This is a genomic window from Carboxylicivirga sediminis, assembly GCF_018156225.1.
Lineage (GTDB): Bacteria > Bacteroidota > Bacteroidia > Bacteroidales > Marinilabiliaceae > Carboxylicivirga > Carboxylicivirga sediminis.
The window spans coordinates 23,755-39,506 of the sequence record NZ_JAGTAR010000019.1 but is presented as its reverse complement, the minus strand read 5'-3'; the positions used below and the strand labels follow the sequence as shown (position 1 = coordinate 39,506).

The window sequence follows — 15,752 nt, the reverse complement described above, 5'->3', positions numbered from 1 at the left end:
GAGATTAGAACAATGGGTAAATTGCATATTAAAAAAGGCGACATCGTAATTGTTAATGCCGGTGTTAACAAAGGCCAGGAAGGGAAAGTACTTGAGGTATTTCCTGCTAAAAACCGCGCCATTGTTGAAGGTGTTAACATGGTGAGCAAGCACACAAAGCCTAATGCTGAAAGTCCGCAGGGAGGTATAGTTAAGAAAGAGGCTCCTATTCACATTTCAAATTTAAATGTGAAAGATCCTTCAACCGGAAAACCAACACGTATTGGTCGTAAGTTGAATGATGATGGAAAACTGGTTCGAATTGCTAAAAAATCAGGGGAGGAGATCAAGTAATGAGTTATACACCTAGTTTAAGAAAACAGTATAAGGACGAGATTGTACCGAACTTGATGAAAGAATTCGGGTTCAAGTCAATCATGCAGGTTCCTAAGTTAGAAAAGATTGTTATCAACCAGGGTCTTGGTGCAGCAACTGCTGACAAGAAAATGATTGAGAACGCCATCAAAGAACTAACTACTATCACAGGACAAAAGGCTGTGGCTACGCTTTCGAAGAAAGATATTTCGAACTTTAAGCTTCGTAAAAAGATGCCAATTGGTGTACGTGTAACACTTCGTCGTGAGAACATGTATGAATTCCTGGAGCGTTTAATTCGTGTGGCACTGCCTCGAATTCGCGACTTCAAAGGTATCAACAGTAAGCTTGATGGACGTGGAAACTATACCTTAGGTATTGAAGAACAAATCATTTTTCCTGAAATAAATATTGACAATGTGTCAAAAATATTGGGTATGAATATTACCTTTGTGACCTCGGGAAAAACCGATGAGGAAGCTTATGCTCTGTTAAAAGAGTTTGGGTTACCATTTAAAAACGTGAAAAAGAACTAGTTATATGGCAAAGGAATCAATGAAAGCCCGTGAGGTAAAAAGGGCTAAGCTTGTTGCCAAATACGCTGAAAAACGTGCTAGGCTTAAGGAAGAAGGTGATTATGTAGGTTTGCAAAAGCTGCCTAAGAACGCTTCACCTGTGCGTATGCACAACCGTTGCAAATTAACCGGACGTCCGAAAGGTTATATGCGACAGTTTGGCCTTTCAAGGATTCAGTTCCGCGAAATGGCTTCAGCTGGTTTAATACCTGGTGTTAAAAAAGCAAGTTGGTAAGAGTGTTAAATATTGTCCCGGTGTTTCAATAATGCCGGGATCAATTTAATCTTTATAAAATGACAGATCCAATAGCAGATTTCCTGACACGAATCAGGAACGCCATTATGGCGGGTCATAGGGTTGTTGAAGTTCCGGCTTCCAACCTTAAAAGAGAGATGACCAAAATTCTTTTCGAGAAAGGGTACATCTTAAATTACAAATTCATCGAAGATGACAAGCAAGGTGTCGTTAAGATCGCACTGAAGTACGATCCACAAACGAAGACCCCTGCAATCAAAGCGCTTAAGCGCGTGAGTACACCTGGTTTACGCTCGTATGCCGGGTATCGTAGTTTACCTCGCGTACTTAATGGTCTTGGTATTGCAATCGTGTCAACTTCACGAGGAGTAATGACGGATAAAGAAGCCCGAGTACAGAAAATTGGTGGTGAAGTATTGTGTTACGTTTATTAAAAAAGAAGAACTATGTCAAGAATTGGAAAAGCACCGATTAGCATACCTTCAGGCGTGAACGTAACTGTTAAAGACAATACTGTGACAGTTAAAGGCCCAAAAGGCGAACTGGTGCAGGAAATTCACCCTGAATTAGAAGTGAAAGTTGAGGATGGCACTATTACTGTAGCTCGTCCCAACGACGAAAAAGAAATACGTGCTAAGCACGGATTGTACCGCTCATTGATCAACAACATGGTGGTAGGAGTTTCAGAGGGTTACAAAAAAGAGTTGGAATTAGTAGGTGTAGGTTACCGCGCAACTAATCAAGGTCAGATCCTTGAATTAGCGTTAGGCTATTCTCACCCGATTCACTTGATGTTGCCTGCTGAAATTAAAGTGGAAGCTGTTACTGACAGAAAAAGCAATCCTATTATTTCGCTTGAATCAGCAGATAAGCAATTGCTTGGCCAGGTTTGTGCCAAAATCAGGTCCTTACGTAAACCAGAACCTTATAAAGGTAAAGGTATACGTTTCAAAGGCGAAGAAATTCGTCGTAAGGCCGGTAAATCTGCTAAAGTTTAATCTGAATTAAATTAGGAATTATGGCTTTTTCGAAAATAGAGAGAAGACGAAAAATTAAATTGCGCGTTCGCAAGAATATCAGCGGAACCGCAGAGCGTCCAAGAATGTCAGTATTTAGAAGCAATAAGCAGATTTCTGTTCAGTTAATCGATGACGTTAATGGTAAGACATTAGCTGCATCATCTTCTTTAATTAAAGAGATTGCCGATCAGAAAGGTACTAAGTCGGAAGTGGCTGCAATGGTAGGAAAAAACATTGCTGAAGCTGCTCAGAAGGCTGGTATTAGTGCTGTTGTGTTCGATAGAAATGGATACCTTTATCATGGTAGAGTTAAACAATTAGCCGATGCTGCTCGTGAAGCAGGGCTTAAATTCTAACAAACGATGGCTGGAAATAACAAAAGAATCAGAAACAATAACGATCTGGAGTTAAAAGATCGTTTGGTTGCTATCAACAGGGTAACTAAAGTAACCAAGGGTGGTAGAACCTTTAGTTTTTCTGCCATTGTAGTGGTTGGAAACGAGAACGGCGTTGTTGGCTGGGGCCTTGGTAAAGCAGGCGAAGTAACAACAGCTATTGCAAAAGGTGTTGAAGCTGCCAAAAAGAATCTAGTTAAAGTACCTGTTATCAATGGTACTATTCCTCATGAGCAATTAGCACGTTTCGGCGGAGCAAGCGTATTTATGAAGCCTGCTTCTCACGGTACCGGAGTTAAGGCTGGTGGTGCGATGCGTGCAGTATTGGAGAGTGTTGGTGTAACAGACGTATTGGCTAAGTCAAAAGGGTCATCAAACCCTCACAACTTGGTTAAAGCGACTATCGGCGCCCTTACTGAACTGCGTGACGCTGCTACTATTGCTGAGCAAAGAGGTGTTTCAATGGATAAAGTTTTTAACGGATAAATAAGGACAAAATGGCTAAGATAAAAGTAACTCAGGTTAAGAGTAAAATCGGGGCCACTGCAAGGCAAAAAAACACCTTGGCTGCCCTTGGGCTGAAGAAGCTTCAGCAAACCGTTGAACATGAAGCCACACCTCAAATTGAAGGAATGGTTCAAAAAGTACTGCACCTGGTGACAGTAGAAAGATAATTTGGTCGAACGAATTAGAGGAAATTAATATGAATTTAAATAACTTAAGACCTGCAAAGGGTTCAGTAAAGACCTCAAAACGTATCGGTCGTGGACAAGGTTCTGGTCGTGGTGGAACATCTACTCGCGGTCATAAAGGAGCTAAATCACGTTCGGGTTACTCACGTAAGTTTGGTTTTGAGGGCGGTCAGATGCCTTTGCAGCGACGTGTTCCTAAATTCGGATTCAAAAATATTAACCGCGTTGAGTATAAGGCTGTCAACATTGAGATGTTGCAGGCTATTGCTGAAAATAAAGAGGTTAGTGTAATTGATCCTGAAGTTTTAAGACAAGCCGGTTTAGTTAGCAAGAATGACTTGGTGAAGATTTTAGGAAATGGTGAGCTAAAGGCTAAATTAGAAGTGAAAGCTCATGCATTCTCAGAATCTGCTGCTAAAGCTATTGAAGCTGCTGAAGGAACCGTAGTAAAATTGTAACTGAATGAAACTATTCGAAACCATCCGCAACATCTGGAAAATTGAGGATCTTAAATCCAGAATTACGACAACGTTAGGTCTGTTGTTAATCTACAGACTTGGTTCTTTTGTTGTGCTTCCTGGTATTGATCCCACGCAACTAAGTGCGCTAAAAAGTCAAACAAGGGACGGTGTATTAGGCCTGCTCGATATGTTCTCAGGAGGGGCGTTTTCTAACGCATCCATCTTTGCATTGGGTATTATGCCTTACATCTCTGCTTCCATCGTTATTCAATTGATGGGTATTGCAGTACCTTACTTTCAACGTCTTCAAAGGGAAGGTGAAAGTGGACGTAGAAAGATCAATCAGATAACTCGTTATTTGACTGTTTTGATTTTGGTTGTTCAAGCGCCGGGTTATTTAACAAACCTATTTAATCAGTTGCCAGACGCGGCTTTTGTAGCTACAGGTTGGTCGTTTACTGTTACTAGTACAATCATCCTAACTGCTGGAACAATGTTCGTAATGTGGTTAGGTGAGCGTATAACCGATAAAGGTATTGGTAATGGTATTTCACTAATCATCATGATTGGTATTATTGCTCGCTTGCCACAATCGTTGTTTGCCGAGTTTATATCAAGAATGGAAGCTGCTAGTGGAAGCGGTGGTTTGGTAATGTTGCTAATCGAGTTTGTTGTGTTGTTCTTCGTATTTGCCGGAACAATCGCCTTGGTTCAGGGTACTCGTCGTATCCCTGTTCAGTATGCTAAGCGAATTGTTGGTAACAAGCAATACGGAGGTGTTCGCCAATATATACCTTTAAAAGTTAATGCGGCTGGTGTAATGCCAATCATCTTTGCTCAGGCTATCATGTTCATTCCTGTAACATTTGCAGGCTTTGTCGATAGCGAAACAGCAAGTGGCTTTGCATCTATCTTTGCTAACTTTACAGGTGTTTGGTATAATGTAATTTTTGCCTTAATGATTATTGCTTTCACCTATTTTTATACTGCTATCACAATCAATCCTACGCAAATGGCTGAGGATATGAAACGCAATGGTGGTTTTATTCCAGGTGTAAAGCCAGGTAAAAAGACAGTTGAATTTTTAGATTCAATCATGTCAAAAATAACTTTGCCTGGTTCTGTATTTCTAGCATTGGTTGCTATCTTACCTGCTTTCGCTATGATGGCTGGTGTAGATCAGGGATTTGCACAGTTTTATGGTGGTACTTCACTACTAATTCTAGTGGGTGTGGTATTAGATACCTTACAGCAAATCGAAAGCCACTTGTTAATGCGTCATTACGATGGATTAACTAAGTCTGGTAGAATTATGGGTAGATCTGGTGGTGGAGCTGCAATCTATTAATTGAGGAACGATCATTAATATGATTTATTTAAAGACTGACGAAGAGATTGAGCTGATGCGTATAAGCAACCAATTGGTGGCTAAAACGCTTGGAGAAGTTGCAAAGGCTATCAGGCCTGGTGTTTCTACGTTGGAATTAGACAAAATAGCGGAGACCTTCATTAGAGATAATGGAGGTACTCCTGCCTTTTTAAATTATCAGGGGTTTCCCAATACCCTATGTACATCTGTAAACGAGCAGGTGGTTCATGGTATACCTAACGATGCACCTTTGCAAGAGGGTGATGTGGTTTCGGTTGACTGTGGTGTATTGTTAAATGATTTTTATGGTGATTCAGCCTATACTTTCCCAATTGGTGAGGTAGCGCCGGATGTTAAAGCATTATTAGATGCTACTAAGGAATCGTTATACAAAGGTATTGAGCAGGCTATTGAAAACAATCGTTTAGGCGATATCGGGCATGCCATACAGAGTTATACAGAAGAGCGTGGGTATACAGTAGTACGTGAAATGGTGGGTCATGGAATTGGTAAAAATCTTCATGAAGCACCTGAAGTAGCCAACTACGGTAGAAAGGGAAATGGTACTAAATTAAAGTCGGGAATGGTAATTGCCATAGAGCCAATGATTAATCTTGGCAAACGACAAATCGTTCAGGAAGATGATGGATGGACCATCAGAACCATCGATAAAAAGGTATCTGCTCATTATGAACACACTGTAGCAATAAGAAAAGGTAAAGCTGATATACTTTCTAGTTTTAAATTTGTAGAAGAAGTATTACATTTGCAGTCTGAAAAATAAAAAGTTACATAAATTATGGCGAAGCAAGCCTCTATAGAACAAGACGGAACAATCATTGAAGCCTTATCCAATGCCATGTTTAGAGTGGAATTGGAAAACGGACACATCATTACTGCACATATTTCTGGTAAAATGCGTATGCACTACATCAAAATTTTACCTGGAGATAAAGTAAAGGTAGAGATGTCGCCGTATGATTTGACAAAAGGAAGAATTTCCTATAGATACAAATAATAAAGTGACCGATCATGAAGGTTAGAGCATCTGTAAAGAAAAGAAGTGCCGAGTGTAAGATTGTAAAACGCAAAGGGCGCTTGTACGTGATTAATAAAAAGAATCCAAAGTTTAAACAACGTCAAGGATAAATTATAAGATTATGGCAAGGATTGCTGGAGTTGATATACCCTCAAATAAAAGAGGAGAAATCGCTTTAACTTATATCTACGGTATAGGAAGAAGCAGAGCACAAGAGATTCTTCAAAATGTTGGCGTTGACGCTAATTTGAAAGTATCAGAGTGGACTGACGAGCAGATTAAGGCTGTTCGTGATAATATTTCAGACACATACAAAATCGAAGGTGAATTACGTTCAGAAATTCAATTGAACATTAAGCGCCTGATGGATATTGGATGTTACCGAGGTATTCGTCACCGTATCGGATTACCATTACGTGGTCAATCGACTAAAAACAACGCTCGTACACGTAAGGGTAAGAAGAAGACTGTTGCAAATAAAAAGAAAGCCACTAAATAATTAAGTAAGATATGGCAAAGAAGTCAGGATCTCAAAAAAAGAGAGTTGTTAAGGTGGAGGCTGTTGGACAGGCTAATATCCATTCGTCTTTCAATAACATTATTATTTCATTGGCCAACCAAAACGGTCAGGTGATTTCTTGGTCTAGTGCCGGTAAAATGGGTTTCCGTGGTTCTAAAAAGAACACCCCATATGCTGCACAGATGGCTGCTACTGATTGTTCAAAAGTAGCATTTGACCTAGGGCTAAGAAAAGTAAAAGTGTATGTGAAAGGGCCGGGTAATGGTCGCGAGTCTGCGATTCGTTCAATTCATGCTGCTGGTATCGAAGTGACAGAAATTGTTGATGTTACTCCACTACCACATAATGGATGTCGTCCTCCAAAAAGAAGAAGAGTTTAATTACTCGACTAGTTGTTAACCATAGGTTTTTGATGGCAAATTTTGAATAAGAATTGGTTATATGATTATTTCTCCTCTCTATAATCTAGCGGCTGCCATATTCAATATTTAAAATCAAAAATTTAAAGTCAAAAATTTAGAAGAATGGCTAGATATATTGGTCCAAAAACAAAAATCGCCCGTAAATTCGGTGAAGCGATTTATGGTCCGGATAAGAATTTCGAAAGAAGAAATTTTCCTCCAGGGCAACACGGAAATAACCGTAGACGTAAAACAAGTGAATACGGTCTACAGTTAAAGGAAAAGCAAAAAGCTAAGTACACATACGGAGTATTGGAAAAACAATTCCGTAACCTGTTTAAAAAAGCTTCTCGAAGCAAAGGTATTACAGGTGAGGTGTTACTTGGTCTTCTGGAATCTCGTTTAGATAACGTTGTTTATCGTATGGGAATTGCTCCTACCAGAGCAGCTGCAAGACAACTTGTATCTCACCGTCACATCATAGTTGATGGTGCAATTGTGAACATTCCTTCTTATCAGGTGAAAGCTGATCAGATTGTAGGAATTCGCGAAAAGTCAAAATCGCTTGAAGTTATTTCAACGTCATTGGCCAATACAGGTGTGCATAAATATTCCTGGTTAGAATGGGATCAAGATTCATTTGCAGGTAAATTCTTAAATGTACCTGAAAGAAGTGATATTCCTGAAAATATTAAAGAACAGTTGATAGTTGAATTGTATTCTAAATAATTAATTCTTATGGCAATATTAGCATTCCAAAAACCAGATAAAGTAATTATGCTGGAAGCCGACGAAAAATTCGGCAAGTTTGAATTTCGTCCGTTGGAACCAGGATATGGTATTACCGTTGGAAATGCCTTAAGAAGAATATTGTTGTCCTCATTAGAGGGATACGCAATTACCACTGTCAAGATCGAAGGGGTGGATCATGAGTTTACCAGTATCCCTGGTGTAATCAATGATGTAACCGAAATCGTTCTTAATCTTAAGCAGGTTCGCTTCAAAAATCTGGTAGAAGATACAGAGCAGGAAACTGTTACTGTAAGTATTTCAGGTAAAGAAGAGTTTACTGCCGGCGATCTTAACCAATTCATGACCGGTTTCGAGGTATTAAACCCCGAGTTGGTTATTGCTAAGATGAACCCGGAAGTAAATCTGCAGATGGTATTGACCATTGAGAAGGGAAGAGGTTATGTTCCTTCAGAGGAAAATAAACCAGCCGAGGCAGAATTTGGGTTAATTGCTATCGATTCAATCTTTACTCCAATTCGCAACGTTAAGTATGCGATTGAAAACTATCGTGTAGAGCAAAAAACTGACTATGAAAAGTTAGTTTTAGAAATTGAATCGGATGGTTCAATCCATCCTAAAGATGCGTTGAAAGAAGCAGCGAAAATATTAATTTATCACTTCATGCTGTTCTCAGATGAGAAGATTACTCTTGATTCAGATGAGAAATTTGGTAACGAAGAGTTTGATGAAGAAGTATTACATATGCGTCAGCTTCTGAAAACTAAGCTGGTTGATATGGACTTATCAGTACGTGCGCTTAACTGTTTAAAAGCCGCTGATGTGGAAACACTAGGTGAGTTGGTAACATTTAACCGTAACGACCTGTTGAAGTTCCGTAACTTCGGTAAGAAGTCACTGACTGAGCTGGATGATCTCCTGCTTAATATGGGGCTTACTTTCGGAATGGATACCGCAAAGTATAAATTAGACAAGGAATAATAGCGATGAGACATAGAAAGAAATTTAATCATTTAGGTCGTAAGAGTGCGCATCGCAAAGCGATGTTAGCAAACATGGCTTCCTCTTTGATTCTTCACAAAAGAATCAAGACCACGGTTGCTAAGGCTAAAGCATTACGTATGTATGTAGAGCCTCTTATCACCAAAACTAAAGATTTAAATACAGTTGAAGAGCGTATCCACGCACAAAGAACTGTGTTCGCCTACTTGAAAGACAAGTTTGCTGTAAAAGAATTATTTGGTGATGTGGCAGCTAAGGTAGCTGACAGACCAGGAGGATATACTCGTATCTTGAAATTGGGTAACCGTATTGGTGACAACGCAGAGATGTGTTTAATCGAATTGGTTGACTACAATGAAAACATGTTGGAGTCTAAGAAGTCCTCTTCAGCTGGTAAAAGAACACGACGTGGACGTAGAAAAGCAACAACTGCTGATAGCGCTGTTGCAGCTGAAGCCCCAGCACAAGAAAGTGCTGAGCCAACTTCAGAATCTACTGAAGCTGAATCAAAAGAATAAATCAATGAGTGAAAAAGGAAAGACTTTCGTTTTTCCTTTTTTTTCTTGAAATTGCTTTAAAAGGGGATAATGATGAAATTGCATTATCCTTTTTTTTTTGAAAATTATCAATCAATACATAAACAATAGTATTATGGGACAAATTGCAAACATTCATGCACGTGAGATCCTTGATTCTCGTGGAAATCCTACAATTGAAGTTGAAGTAACATTAGAAAGTGGTTTCGTTGGTCGTGCTGCTGTACCATCAGGTGCTTCAACAGGTGAACATGAAGCTTTAGAGTTACGCGATGGCGATAAAGGTCGTTACTTGGGTAAAGGTGTTTTAGGTGCTGTTAAAAACGTTAATGAAGTAATCGCACCTGAGTTGATCGGTATGAGCGTATTGGAGCAAGTTGCTATCGATAACAAAATGCTTGAGCTTGACGGTACTAAAACTAAAAGCAAATTAGGTGCTAATGCTATCTTGGGTGTGTCTTTGGCTTCTGCTAAAGCTGCTGCTGAGTATTTAGGAATGCCATTGTATCGTTACATTGGTGGTACTAATGCTGTTACTTTGCCAGTTCCAATGATGAACATCATCAACGGTGGTTCTCACTCTGATGCTACTATCGCTTTCCAGGAGTTCATGATTCGTCCTGTAGGTGCTGAGTCGTTCCGTGAAGGTTTACGTATGGGTGCTGAAGTATTTCATGCTTTGGCTAAAGTGCTTAAAGGAAAAGGTTTATCTACTGCTGTTGGTGACGAAGGTGGTTTCGCTCCAATGTTAGGTGGTACAGAAGAGGCTATCGATTGTATCTTAACAGCTATCGAAAATGCTGGTTACAAAGCAGGTCGTAAAGAAGATGGTGGTGATGTTTCTATCGCTATGGACTGTGCTTCTTCAGAGTTCTTCAAAGATGGTGTATATGACTACAGCATTTTCGAGCCAAATGGTGTTAAGCGTAACTCACAAGAGCAGGCTGCTTACCTGGCTGAACTAGTAGCTAAATACCCAATCGATTCAATCGAGGATGGTATGGATGAGAACGACTGGGATGGATGGGTAGCTTTAAATGCTGCTATCGGTGATAAGTGCCAGTTGGTTGGTGATGACTTGTTCGTAACTAACGTTGATTACTTGAAGAAAGGTATCGAGTTGGGAGCTGCTAACTCAATCCTTATTAAAGTAAACCAGATTGGTTCTTTAACTGAAACATTGAACGCTATTGAAATGGCTCACCGCGCTGGTTATACTTCAGTAACTTCTCACCGTTCAGGTGAAACTGAAGATGCAACTATTGCTGACATCGCTGTGGCTACTAACTCTGGTCAGATTAAGACTGGTTCATTAAGCCGTTCAGACCGTATGGCTAAGTACAACCAATTGCTTCGCATTGAGGAGGAATTAGGTGAACGTGCTGTTTACGGATATGCAAAAGTTCAAAAGAAATAAGAAACAACTTCTTATACCATATAAAGGCTGGCCATTTGGCCGGCCTTTTTTTGTACTTGTTTAGCTGTAGAACAATTAGATAATTAATCTGTTGTAATAGTGCCGCAACCACACACGTTGGCATTTTATTAATTCAATCAGCTACTCAATATGGATTACATTAAACAACGTATCATTGAAATAGGTGGCCCCAAGGCCGAAATGGTAAAGGACTTAATAAAGAAACACGGTGATGATGTTATACAGGATGTTACCTTAGGTCAGGTTTTGACAGGGATGAAAGGTATGGTTTCGTTACTCACCTGTACTTCTAAACTGGATCCTGAAGAGGGTATTCGGTTCAGAGGTTATTCAATTCCACAATTACAGGAGTTATTGCCGAAGTTGCACCAGGACGGTGAGCCACTGCCAGAAGGACTTTTTTACTTGATGTTAACAGGCGAACTGCCTACCAAAGAAGATGTAAATCATATTAGTGAGCAGTGGGCTCTTAGAGCGCAAGGTATACCTTCTCACGTCTTTGATGTAATTAATGCGTTGCCTAAGGATGCGCATCCCATGATTCAGTTTAATAGCGCTATTCTGGCCATGTCCACCGAATCGCAATTTCGGAAGGCCTACCTTACAGGAATGGATAAAAAAGATTACTGGGCGCCTACCTACGAAGGCGTTATGGACCTTATATCAAGATTGCCCGTGATAGCAGCCTATATTTATCGCAGGGTATTTCATAATGAGCAGTATATTGATATTGACCCGAGTCTTGACTGGGCCGCTAACCTGTCTCATATGATGGGCTATGATAGCATAGAAGTGCAGCGATTGATGAGGCTTTATATGGTTATTCACGCCGATCATGAAGGAGGCAATGTTTCTGCCCATGCCACACATCTGGTTGGTTCAGCCCTTTCAAATCCCTATTACAGTTTCTCAGCCGGCATGAATGGATTAGCAGGACCTTTACATGGTATGGCTAATCAGAATGTGATGCACTGGATCAATAAGATGTTGCGTGAGATAGGAACTGATTCTCCAAGTACATCTCAGATTAAGGATTATGCAGAGATGACGCTACGTAACGGGCAGGTTATACCTGGTTATGGCCATGCCGTATTGCGCAAAACAGATCCGCGTTTTACCGTTCAGCTGGAGTTTGCCAAAAAATATGCGCCTGATGCACCACTAATTCAATTGGTTGATAAAATCTATCAGGTGGTTCCTGATATTCTGGAAAAAACCGGGAAAGTTAAAAATCCATGGCCAAATGTAGATGCCATTAGTGGTTCATTATTGTCATCGTTTGGAATTACTGAATATCCAATATATACGGTACTATTCGGTGTTTCCAGAGCCTTGGGTGTGTTAACACAATTAATATGGGATCGCCTTTATGGATTGCCAATTGAGCGCCCCAAATCGCAAAACCTTCAATGGTTCGCTGAAAAAGTAAACTATCAGCCATAGCTATTACGACAAATAGATTGAAGAGAGGTTAAAGCCTCTCTTTTTTTATTTGAAATAGCATGTTAAAAACCTTTTTTGCCACTTCTTTCTTCATTGGCTATTATAAAAGATCAGAGGATTTTATTACTTTTATCAGCAATGAGTGTGTTGATTCAAGGATATTTATTTAAATCCATGGGTAAAGATAGTTATTTGCGTTTTTTGCTTACTATTGCTTTGTATGTTAGCAGTTTGTCGTTGTTGATGGCGCAAAGTGGTAAGCTTTCCATGGAACAGTTTACCATTAAGGACGGCTTATCCAATAGTCATATTACCGCTTTGTATCAGGATAGCAGGGGTTATATTTGGATAGGCACAACCGATGGGCTTAATCGTTACGATGGTTATGGATTTGTTTCCTTCAGGCATCACCCTTTGATTGATAGCACCATTATTGGCAATCATATTCAGGCAATCACCGAAACGCCTGATGGCAATATATGGATTGGTACTCGAAATAGCGGAATAGCCATCTGGCAGGTTCGCAATGGTAAGTTTCTTAATATAGATAAAGAATCTGAATTATTCGGTACGCTCAGAGAATCCGGAGTGTATGGCATGCATACTGAGGGCGATAACGTTTGGATTAAAACCAGAAATGCCATCGCGAAGGTGAATTCCCGCACTAAAGATTTCATAAAATTTGATCATTATTCATCTGTTTTAAAAACAGGCAGAAGTAATACTTACCCGGTTGAGACAGGGATGGGGCGTGTTTGGTTTGGTTCCAAAGACGGTATTCAATACATTGATAATACAAGTGATGCGCTAAATCGAATAAATCCTGAAAATGCTCATCAGCAATTGGAAATCAGTAGTTTGGTGATGGTTAACGATAGCGTGGTACTCGCCGGATCGGATAAAGGATTATGGAAGTACAATGTAAATACATCTATCTCAACCAGAGTTTATAAAAAAACGAACCGGTTTGAAAATAAAGGAATAAGCGCCTTGCTGGCCGGGCGTAATGGCATAGTGTGGCTGGCAACGTCTGAAGGACTTATGTTTTCGCAAGCTCCTTATAACGATTATTTTGCCTTGGAGGTGAATGCTTACCTGGAGCGTCCATTTCAAAACATAACGGTAATTCTTGAGGATGCAAGCGGGTTATTATGGATTGGGACAGCGCAGGATGGCCTTTTTAAAATCGATCGCAAACCATCGAAGTTCTCCTCAATAGCAGCGGTTGATGATATCGAGTATCCGATTGATTGTTATGATTTCTATTCGGTTTACGTAGATGATTTAAACAACTTATGGCTTGGAACAGGTCAAAAGGGCGTATACTGTATCAATCGCAATACCAAACGGTTTAAACACTATACAATATATCCGGCATACGTTTCAGCCAACGATCCAACGGTTAATGCCATGTATAAAGACTCCGGGGGCAACATATGGTTTGGTACCGATGAAGGTATATTTATTTTAGAGCAAGGGGCAAGCCGGATTAAAGAATTTGATTACTCTAATAGTAATGATTTCCGCTACCTGCTTAAGACCAATGTTGTGAATGATATTCTGGAAGATCGTTTAGGGCACATTTGGTTTGCCACCCGTTTCGGGCTTTATAGGTATGATGGGGATAAAATAACCAGCTACTGGGCCGATAAAGATGTGGAATATGGGCTCTGTGATGATGAAATAAACGTGCTTTTTGAAGATGCTGACGGGCAATTGTGGATTGGTACCAATAACGGGATTAACACCTATAATGTGGCGTCAAAAACCTTTGGAAGAATCAGAAATAATGAAGGAGAAGAGAAGCGTCTAAGTCATAATATCATTTCAGCATTTGCTGAAGATCATGGCCGGATTATCATAGGTACTCATGCAGGTCTTTCTTATTACGATAAGCATAGCAAAACCACTTCATTTTGGAATTACGATGGACTCATTAGTGGAAAGGTTTATGCGGTTGAAGTGGATGGGTATAACAGAATATGGATAAGCACAGGTGTGGGTATCTCTTCAATTATTCCGGGAACACCACCATTCAATTATAATAAAAACGATGGTGTACCTGATTATAATTTCAATACCGGGGCCTCATGTAAATATGGGAAGAATGAGCTGTTTTTTGGAGGTGATAAGGGCCTGACCATTATCAACACCGAAGATGTGCCTACCAACAATAACAAGCCCAAAATGGTGATTAACAGCGTGAAAGTTTACCATAAGGGCAAGGTAGATGCAGTATACGAAGGAGTGAGAAGTCAAATAGGCGTTGCTTACAAGCGAAATACCATGATTGCGGTATCCTTTGCCGCTTTAGAATTCACCTATCCCAAAGCTAATACCTACCGGGTGAAACTGGAAGGGCACGATGAAGACTGGCGAGATGTGACTCATCAGAATTCTGTTAATTTCTCCAATTTATCTCCGGGCAGCTATACCTTAAAAGTTAAAGGTTTTAATAATGATGGGGTGCCTTGTGTTGAGCAGGCCGAGCTGATTATTGACGTTACTACGCCACTGTGGATGTCGGGTTATGCCTATGCGTTCTATATTATTTTTGGAGTGCTATTGGTGCAAACGCTTATTAATTACCGAATACGTAATTACCGAAAGGCCTACAAGGCTCTTAATGAAAAGGCCATCGACAAGAAGAAGATTGAGATTCAGAAAGAGTCCTTATCACGCATTCACCAAAGTCTTACAGATAGTATCAGTTATGCCAAGCGTATTCAGGAAGCCATGATTCCGTCGGAGGAGATGGTGAAACAAATATTGCCCGAATCCTTTATTTATTTCCGCCCCAAGGATATAGTGAGTGGCGATTTCTATTGGGCTTATCGAACTAACAGCAAAGTGTTCTTGGCAGCGGTTGATTGCACCGGACACGGTGTTCCGGGGGCTTTTATGTCCATTATTGGCTATGATTTACTGAAGAAGATAGTGGAGATACAGGAAGAGTATTGCCCGGCTCGTATATTGAATAGTCTAAGCCAGGAAGTTGCCAGTACCTTCCAGAAGAACGGTCAGGATGGAAGCCTCAATAAGCAGAGTATTACTGACGGAATGGATATTGCGCTGGTAATGCTGGATGAAGATAAGCGGGTGTTGCAATTTTCAGGGGCTATGAACCCCTTGTATATTATACGCGATAACGAGATTATTACCTATAAAGGCGATCGTTTCCCCATTGGTTATTCCGACGATAGTAAAGCGCTTTCATACACACGCCAGGAGATACCGGTATATCCCAACGATGTTATTTACCTGTTTTCTGATGGCTTTGCCGACCAGTTTGGTGGACCGGAGGGTAAGAAGTTTAAATACCGTCGTTTCCGCCATTTGCTATTGAATATTCACAAGCTGCCTATCGATGACCAAAAAGCTATTCTGCACCAGAAAATGGAAGATTGGATGGGTACTGAATATGAGCAGGTGGATGATATACTTCTGATGGGATTTAGACTTTAAAAGAAAAGAGCATGAAATTAATACGAACGATAGACCT

At 40.2% G+C, this 15,752-nt stretch carries 21 protein-coding genes; all 21 read left to right on the top strand.

Annotation, left to right across the window (positions count from 1 at the left end):
* The first annotated feature begins 12 nt into the window (after positions 1 to 12).
* The 21 genes from rplX (at position 13) to KDU71_RS12705 (ending at position 15,715) form a co-directional block, all read left to right on the top strand.
* Positions 13 to 333, top strand: coding sequence for a 50S ribosomal protein L24 (gene rplX, locus KDU71_RS12805; RefSeq protein ID WP_425305777.1), 321 nt, complete (start codon positions 13 to 15; stop codon positions 331 to 333).
* The gene (gene rplE / locus KDU71_RS12800; RefSeq protein ID WP_212191475.1) at positions 333 to 890 is read left to right on the top strand and encodes a 50S ribosomal protein L5; all 558 of its coding nucleotides are present in this window, start codon (positions 333 to 335) and stop codon (positions 888 to 890) included. The genes rplX and rplE overlap by 1 nt, the downstream gene beginning before the upstream one ends.
* Before the next feature lie 4 nt (positions 891 to 894).
* On the top strand, positions 895 to 1,164 hold the full coding sequence (gene rpsN, locus KDU71_RS12795) for a 30S ribosomal protein S14 (protein ID WP_212191474.1): 270 nt from the start codon (positions 895 to 897) through the stop codon (positions 1,162 to 1,164).
* 59 nt (positions 1,165 to 1,223) lie between these two features.
* Entirely contained in the window at positions 1,224 to 1,619 is a 396-nt protein-coding gene (rpsH, locus tag KDU71_RS12790) for a 30S ribosomal protein S8 (RefSeq protein WP_212191473.1), read from the top strand.
* 12 nt (positions 1,620 to 1,631) lie between these two features.
* Positions 1,632 to 2,183, top strand: coding sequence for a 50S ribosomal protein L6 (gene rplF / locus KDU71_RS12785; RefSeq protein WP_212191472.1), 552 nt, complete (start codon positions 1,632 to 1,634; stop codon positions 2,181 to 2,183).
* Between the two features lie 20 nt (positions 2,184 to 2,203).
* Positions 2,204 to 2,560: a 50S ribosomal protein L18 gene (rplR, locus tag KDU71_RS12780; RefSeq protein ID WP_212191471.1), complete on the top strand. Its 357-nt coding sequence runs from the start codon at positions 2,204 to 2,206 to the stop codon at positions 2,558 to 2,560.
* Positions 2,561 to 2,566: 6 nt separating this feature from the next.
* Positions 2,567 to 3,085 (top strand): 30S ribosomal protein S5, encoded by a 519-nt coding sequence (gene rpsE / locus KDU71_RS12775; RefSeq protein ID WP_212191470.1) that lies wholly within the window; start codon positions 2,567 to 2,569, stop codon positions 3,083 to 3,085.
* A gap of 11 nt (positions 3,086 to 3,096) precedes the next feature.
* A complete protein-coding gene (gene rpmD, locus KDU71_RS12770; protein ID WP_212191469.1) occupies positions 3,097 to 3,273 on the top strand; it encodes a 50S ribosomal protein L30 in 177 nt (58 codons plus the stop codon).
* A gap of 29 nt (positions 3,274 to 3,302) precedes the next feature.
* Positions 3,303 to 3,749, top strand: coding sequence for a 50S ribosomal protein L15 (rplO, locus tag KDU71_RS12765; RefSeq protein ID WP_212191468.1), 447 nt, complete (start codon positions 3,303 to 3,305; stop codon positions 3,747 to 3,749).
* Positions 3,750 to 3,753: 4 nt separating this feature from the next.
* Entirely contained in the window at positions 3,754 to 5,100 is a 1,347-nt protein-coding gene (gene secY / locus KDU71_RS12760; protein ID WP_212191467.1) for a preprotein translocase subunit SecY, read from the top strand.
* A gap of 19 nt (positions 5,101 to 5,119) precedes the next feature.
* Complete coding sequence (gene map, locus KDU71_RS12755) at positions 5,120 to 5,905, top strand: type I methionyl aminopeptidase (protein ID WP_212191466.1); 786 nt, start codon at positions 5,120 to 5,122, stop codon at positions 5,903 to 5,905.
* A 15-nt stretch (positions 5,906 to 5,920) separates the two neighbouring features.
* Positions 5,921 to 6,139 carry a translation initiation factor IF-1 gene (gene infA, locus KDU71_RS12750; RefSeq protein WP_143303625.1) on the top strand — a complete coding sequence of 73 codons (219 nt, stop codon included), beginning with the start codon at positions 5,921 to 5,923 and terminating at the stop codon, positions 6,137 to 6,139.
* Between the two features lie 14 nt (positions 6,140 to 6,153).
* A complete protein-coding gene (gene ykgO / locus KDU71_RS12745; RefSeq protein ID WP_212191465.1) occupies positions 6,154 to 6,270 on the top strand; it encodes a type B 50S ribosomal protein L36 in 117 nt (38 codons plus the stop codon).
* Between the two features lie 11 nt (positions 6,271 to 6,281).
* Positions 6,282 to 6,659 (top strand): 30S ribosomal protein S13, encoded by a 378-nt coding sequence (rpsM, locus tag KDU71_RS12740; protein ID WP_212191464.1) that lies wholly within the window; start codon positions 6,282 to 6,284, stop codon positions 6,657 to 6,659.
* 11 nt (positions 6,660 to 6,670) lie between these two features.
* Entirely contained in the window at positions 6,671 to 7,060 is a 390-nt protein-coding gene (gene rpsK / locus KDU71_RS12735; RefSeq protein WP_212191463.1) for a 30S ribosomal protein S11, read from the top strand.
* A 144-nt stretch (positions 7,061 to 7,204) separates the two neighbouring features.
* Positions 7,205 to 7,810: a 30S ribosomal protein S4 gene (rpsD, locus tag KDU71_RS12730; RefSeq protein ID WP_212191462.1), complete on the top strand. Its 606-nt coding sequence runs from the start codon at positions 7,205 to 7,207 to the stop codon at positions 7,808 to 7,810.
* Between the two features lie 9 nt (positions 7,811 to 7,819).
* Positions 7,820 to 8,812 (top strand): DNA-directed RNA polymerase subunit alpha, encoded by a 993-nt coding sequence (locus KDU71_RS12725; RefSeq protein WP_212191461.1) that lies wholly within the window; start codon positions 7,820 to 7,822, stop codon positions 8,810 to 8,812.
* Positions 8,813 to 8,817: 5 nt separating this feature from the next.
* On the top strand, positions 8,818 to 9,351 hold the full coding sequence (gene rplQ / locus KDU71_RS12720; RefSeq protein ID WP_212191460.1) for a 50S ribosomal protein L17: 534 nt from the start codon (positions 8,818 to 8,820) through the stop codon (positions 9,349 to 9,351).
* 133 nt (positions 9,352 to 9,484) lie between these two features.
* Positions 9,485 to 10,786, top strand: a complete 1,302-nt coding sequence (gene eno / locus KDU71_RS12715; RefSeq protein ID WP_212191459.1) for a phosphopyruvate hydratase — start codon at positions 9,485 to 9,487, stop codon at positions 10,784 to 10,786.
* A 150-nt stretch (positions 10,787 to 10,936) separates the two neighbouring features.
* Positions 10,937 to 12,250 (top strand): citrate (Si)-synthase, encoded by a 1,314-nt coding sequence (locus KDU71_RS12710; protein WP_212191458.1) that lies wholly within the window; start codon positions 10,937 to 10,939, stop codon positions 12,248 to 12,250.
* Between the two features lie 174 nt (positions 12,251 to 12,424).
* Positions 12,425 to 15,715: a ligand-binding sensor domain-containing protein gene (locus KDU71_RS12705; RefSeq protein WP_212191457.1), complete on the top strand. Its 3,291-nt coding sequence runs from the start codon at positions 12,425 to 12,427 to the stop codon at positions 15,713 to 15,715.
* The last annotated feature ends 37 nt before the right edge of the window (positions 15,716 to 15,752 follow it).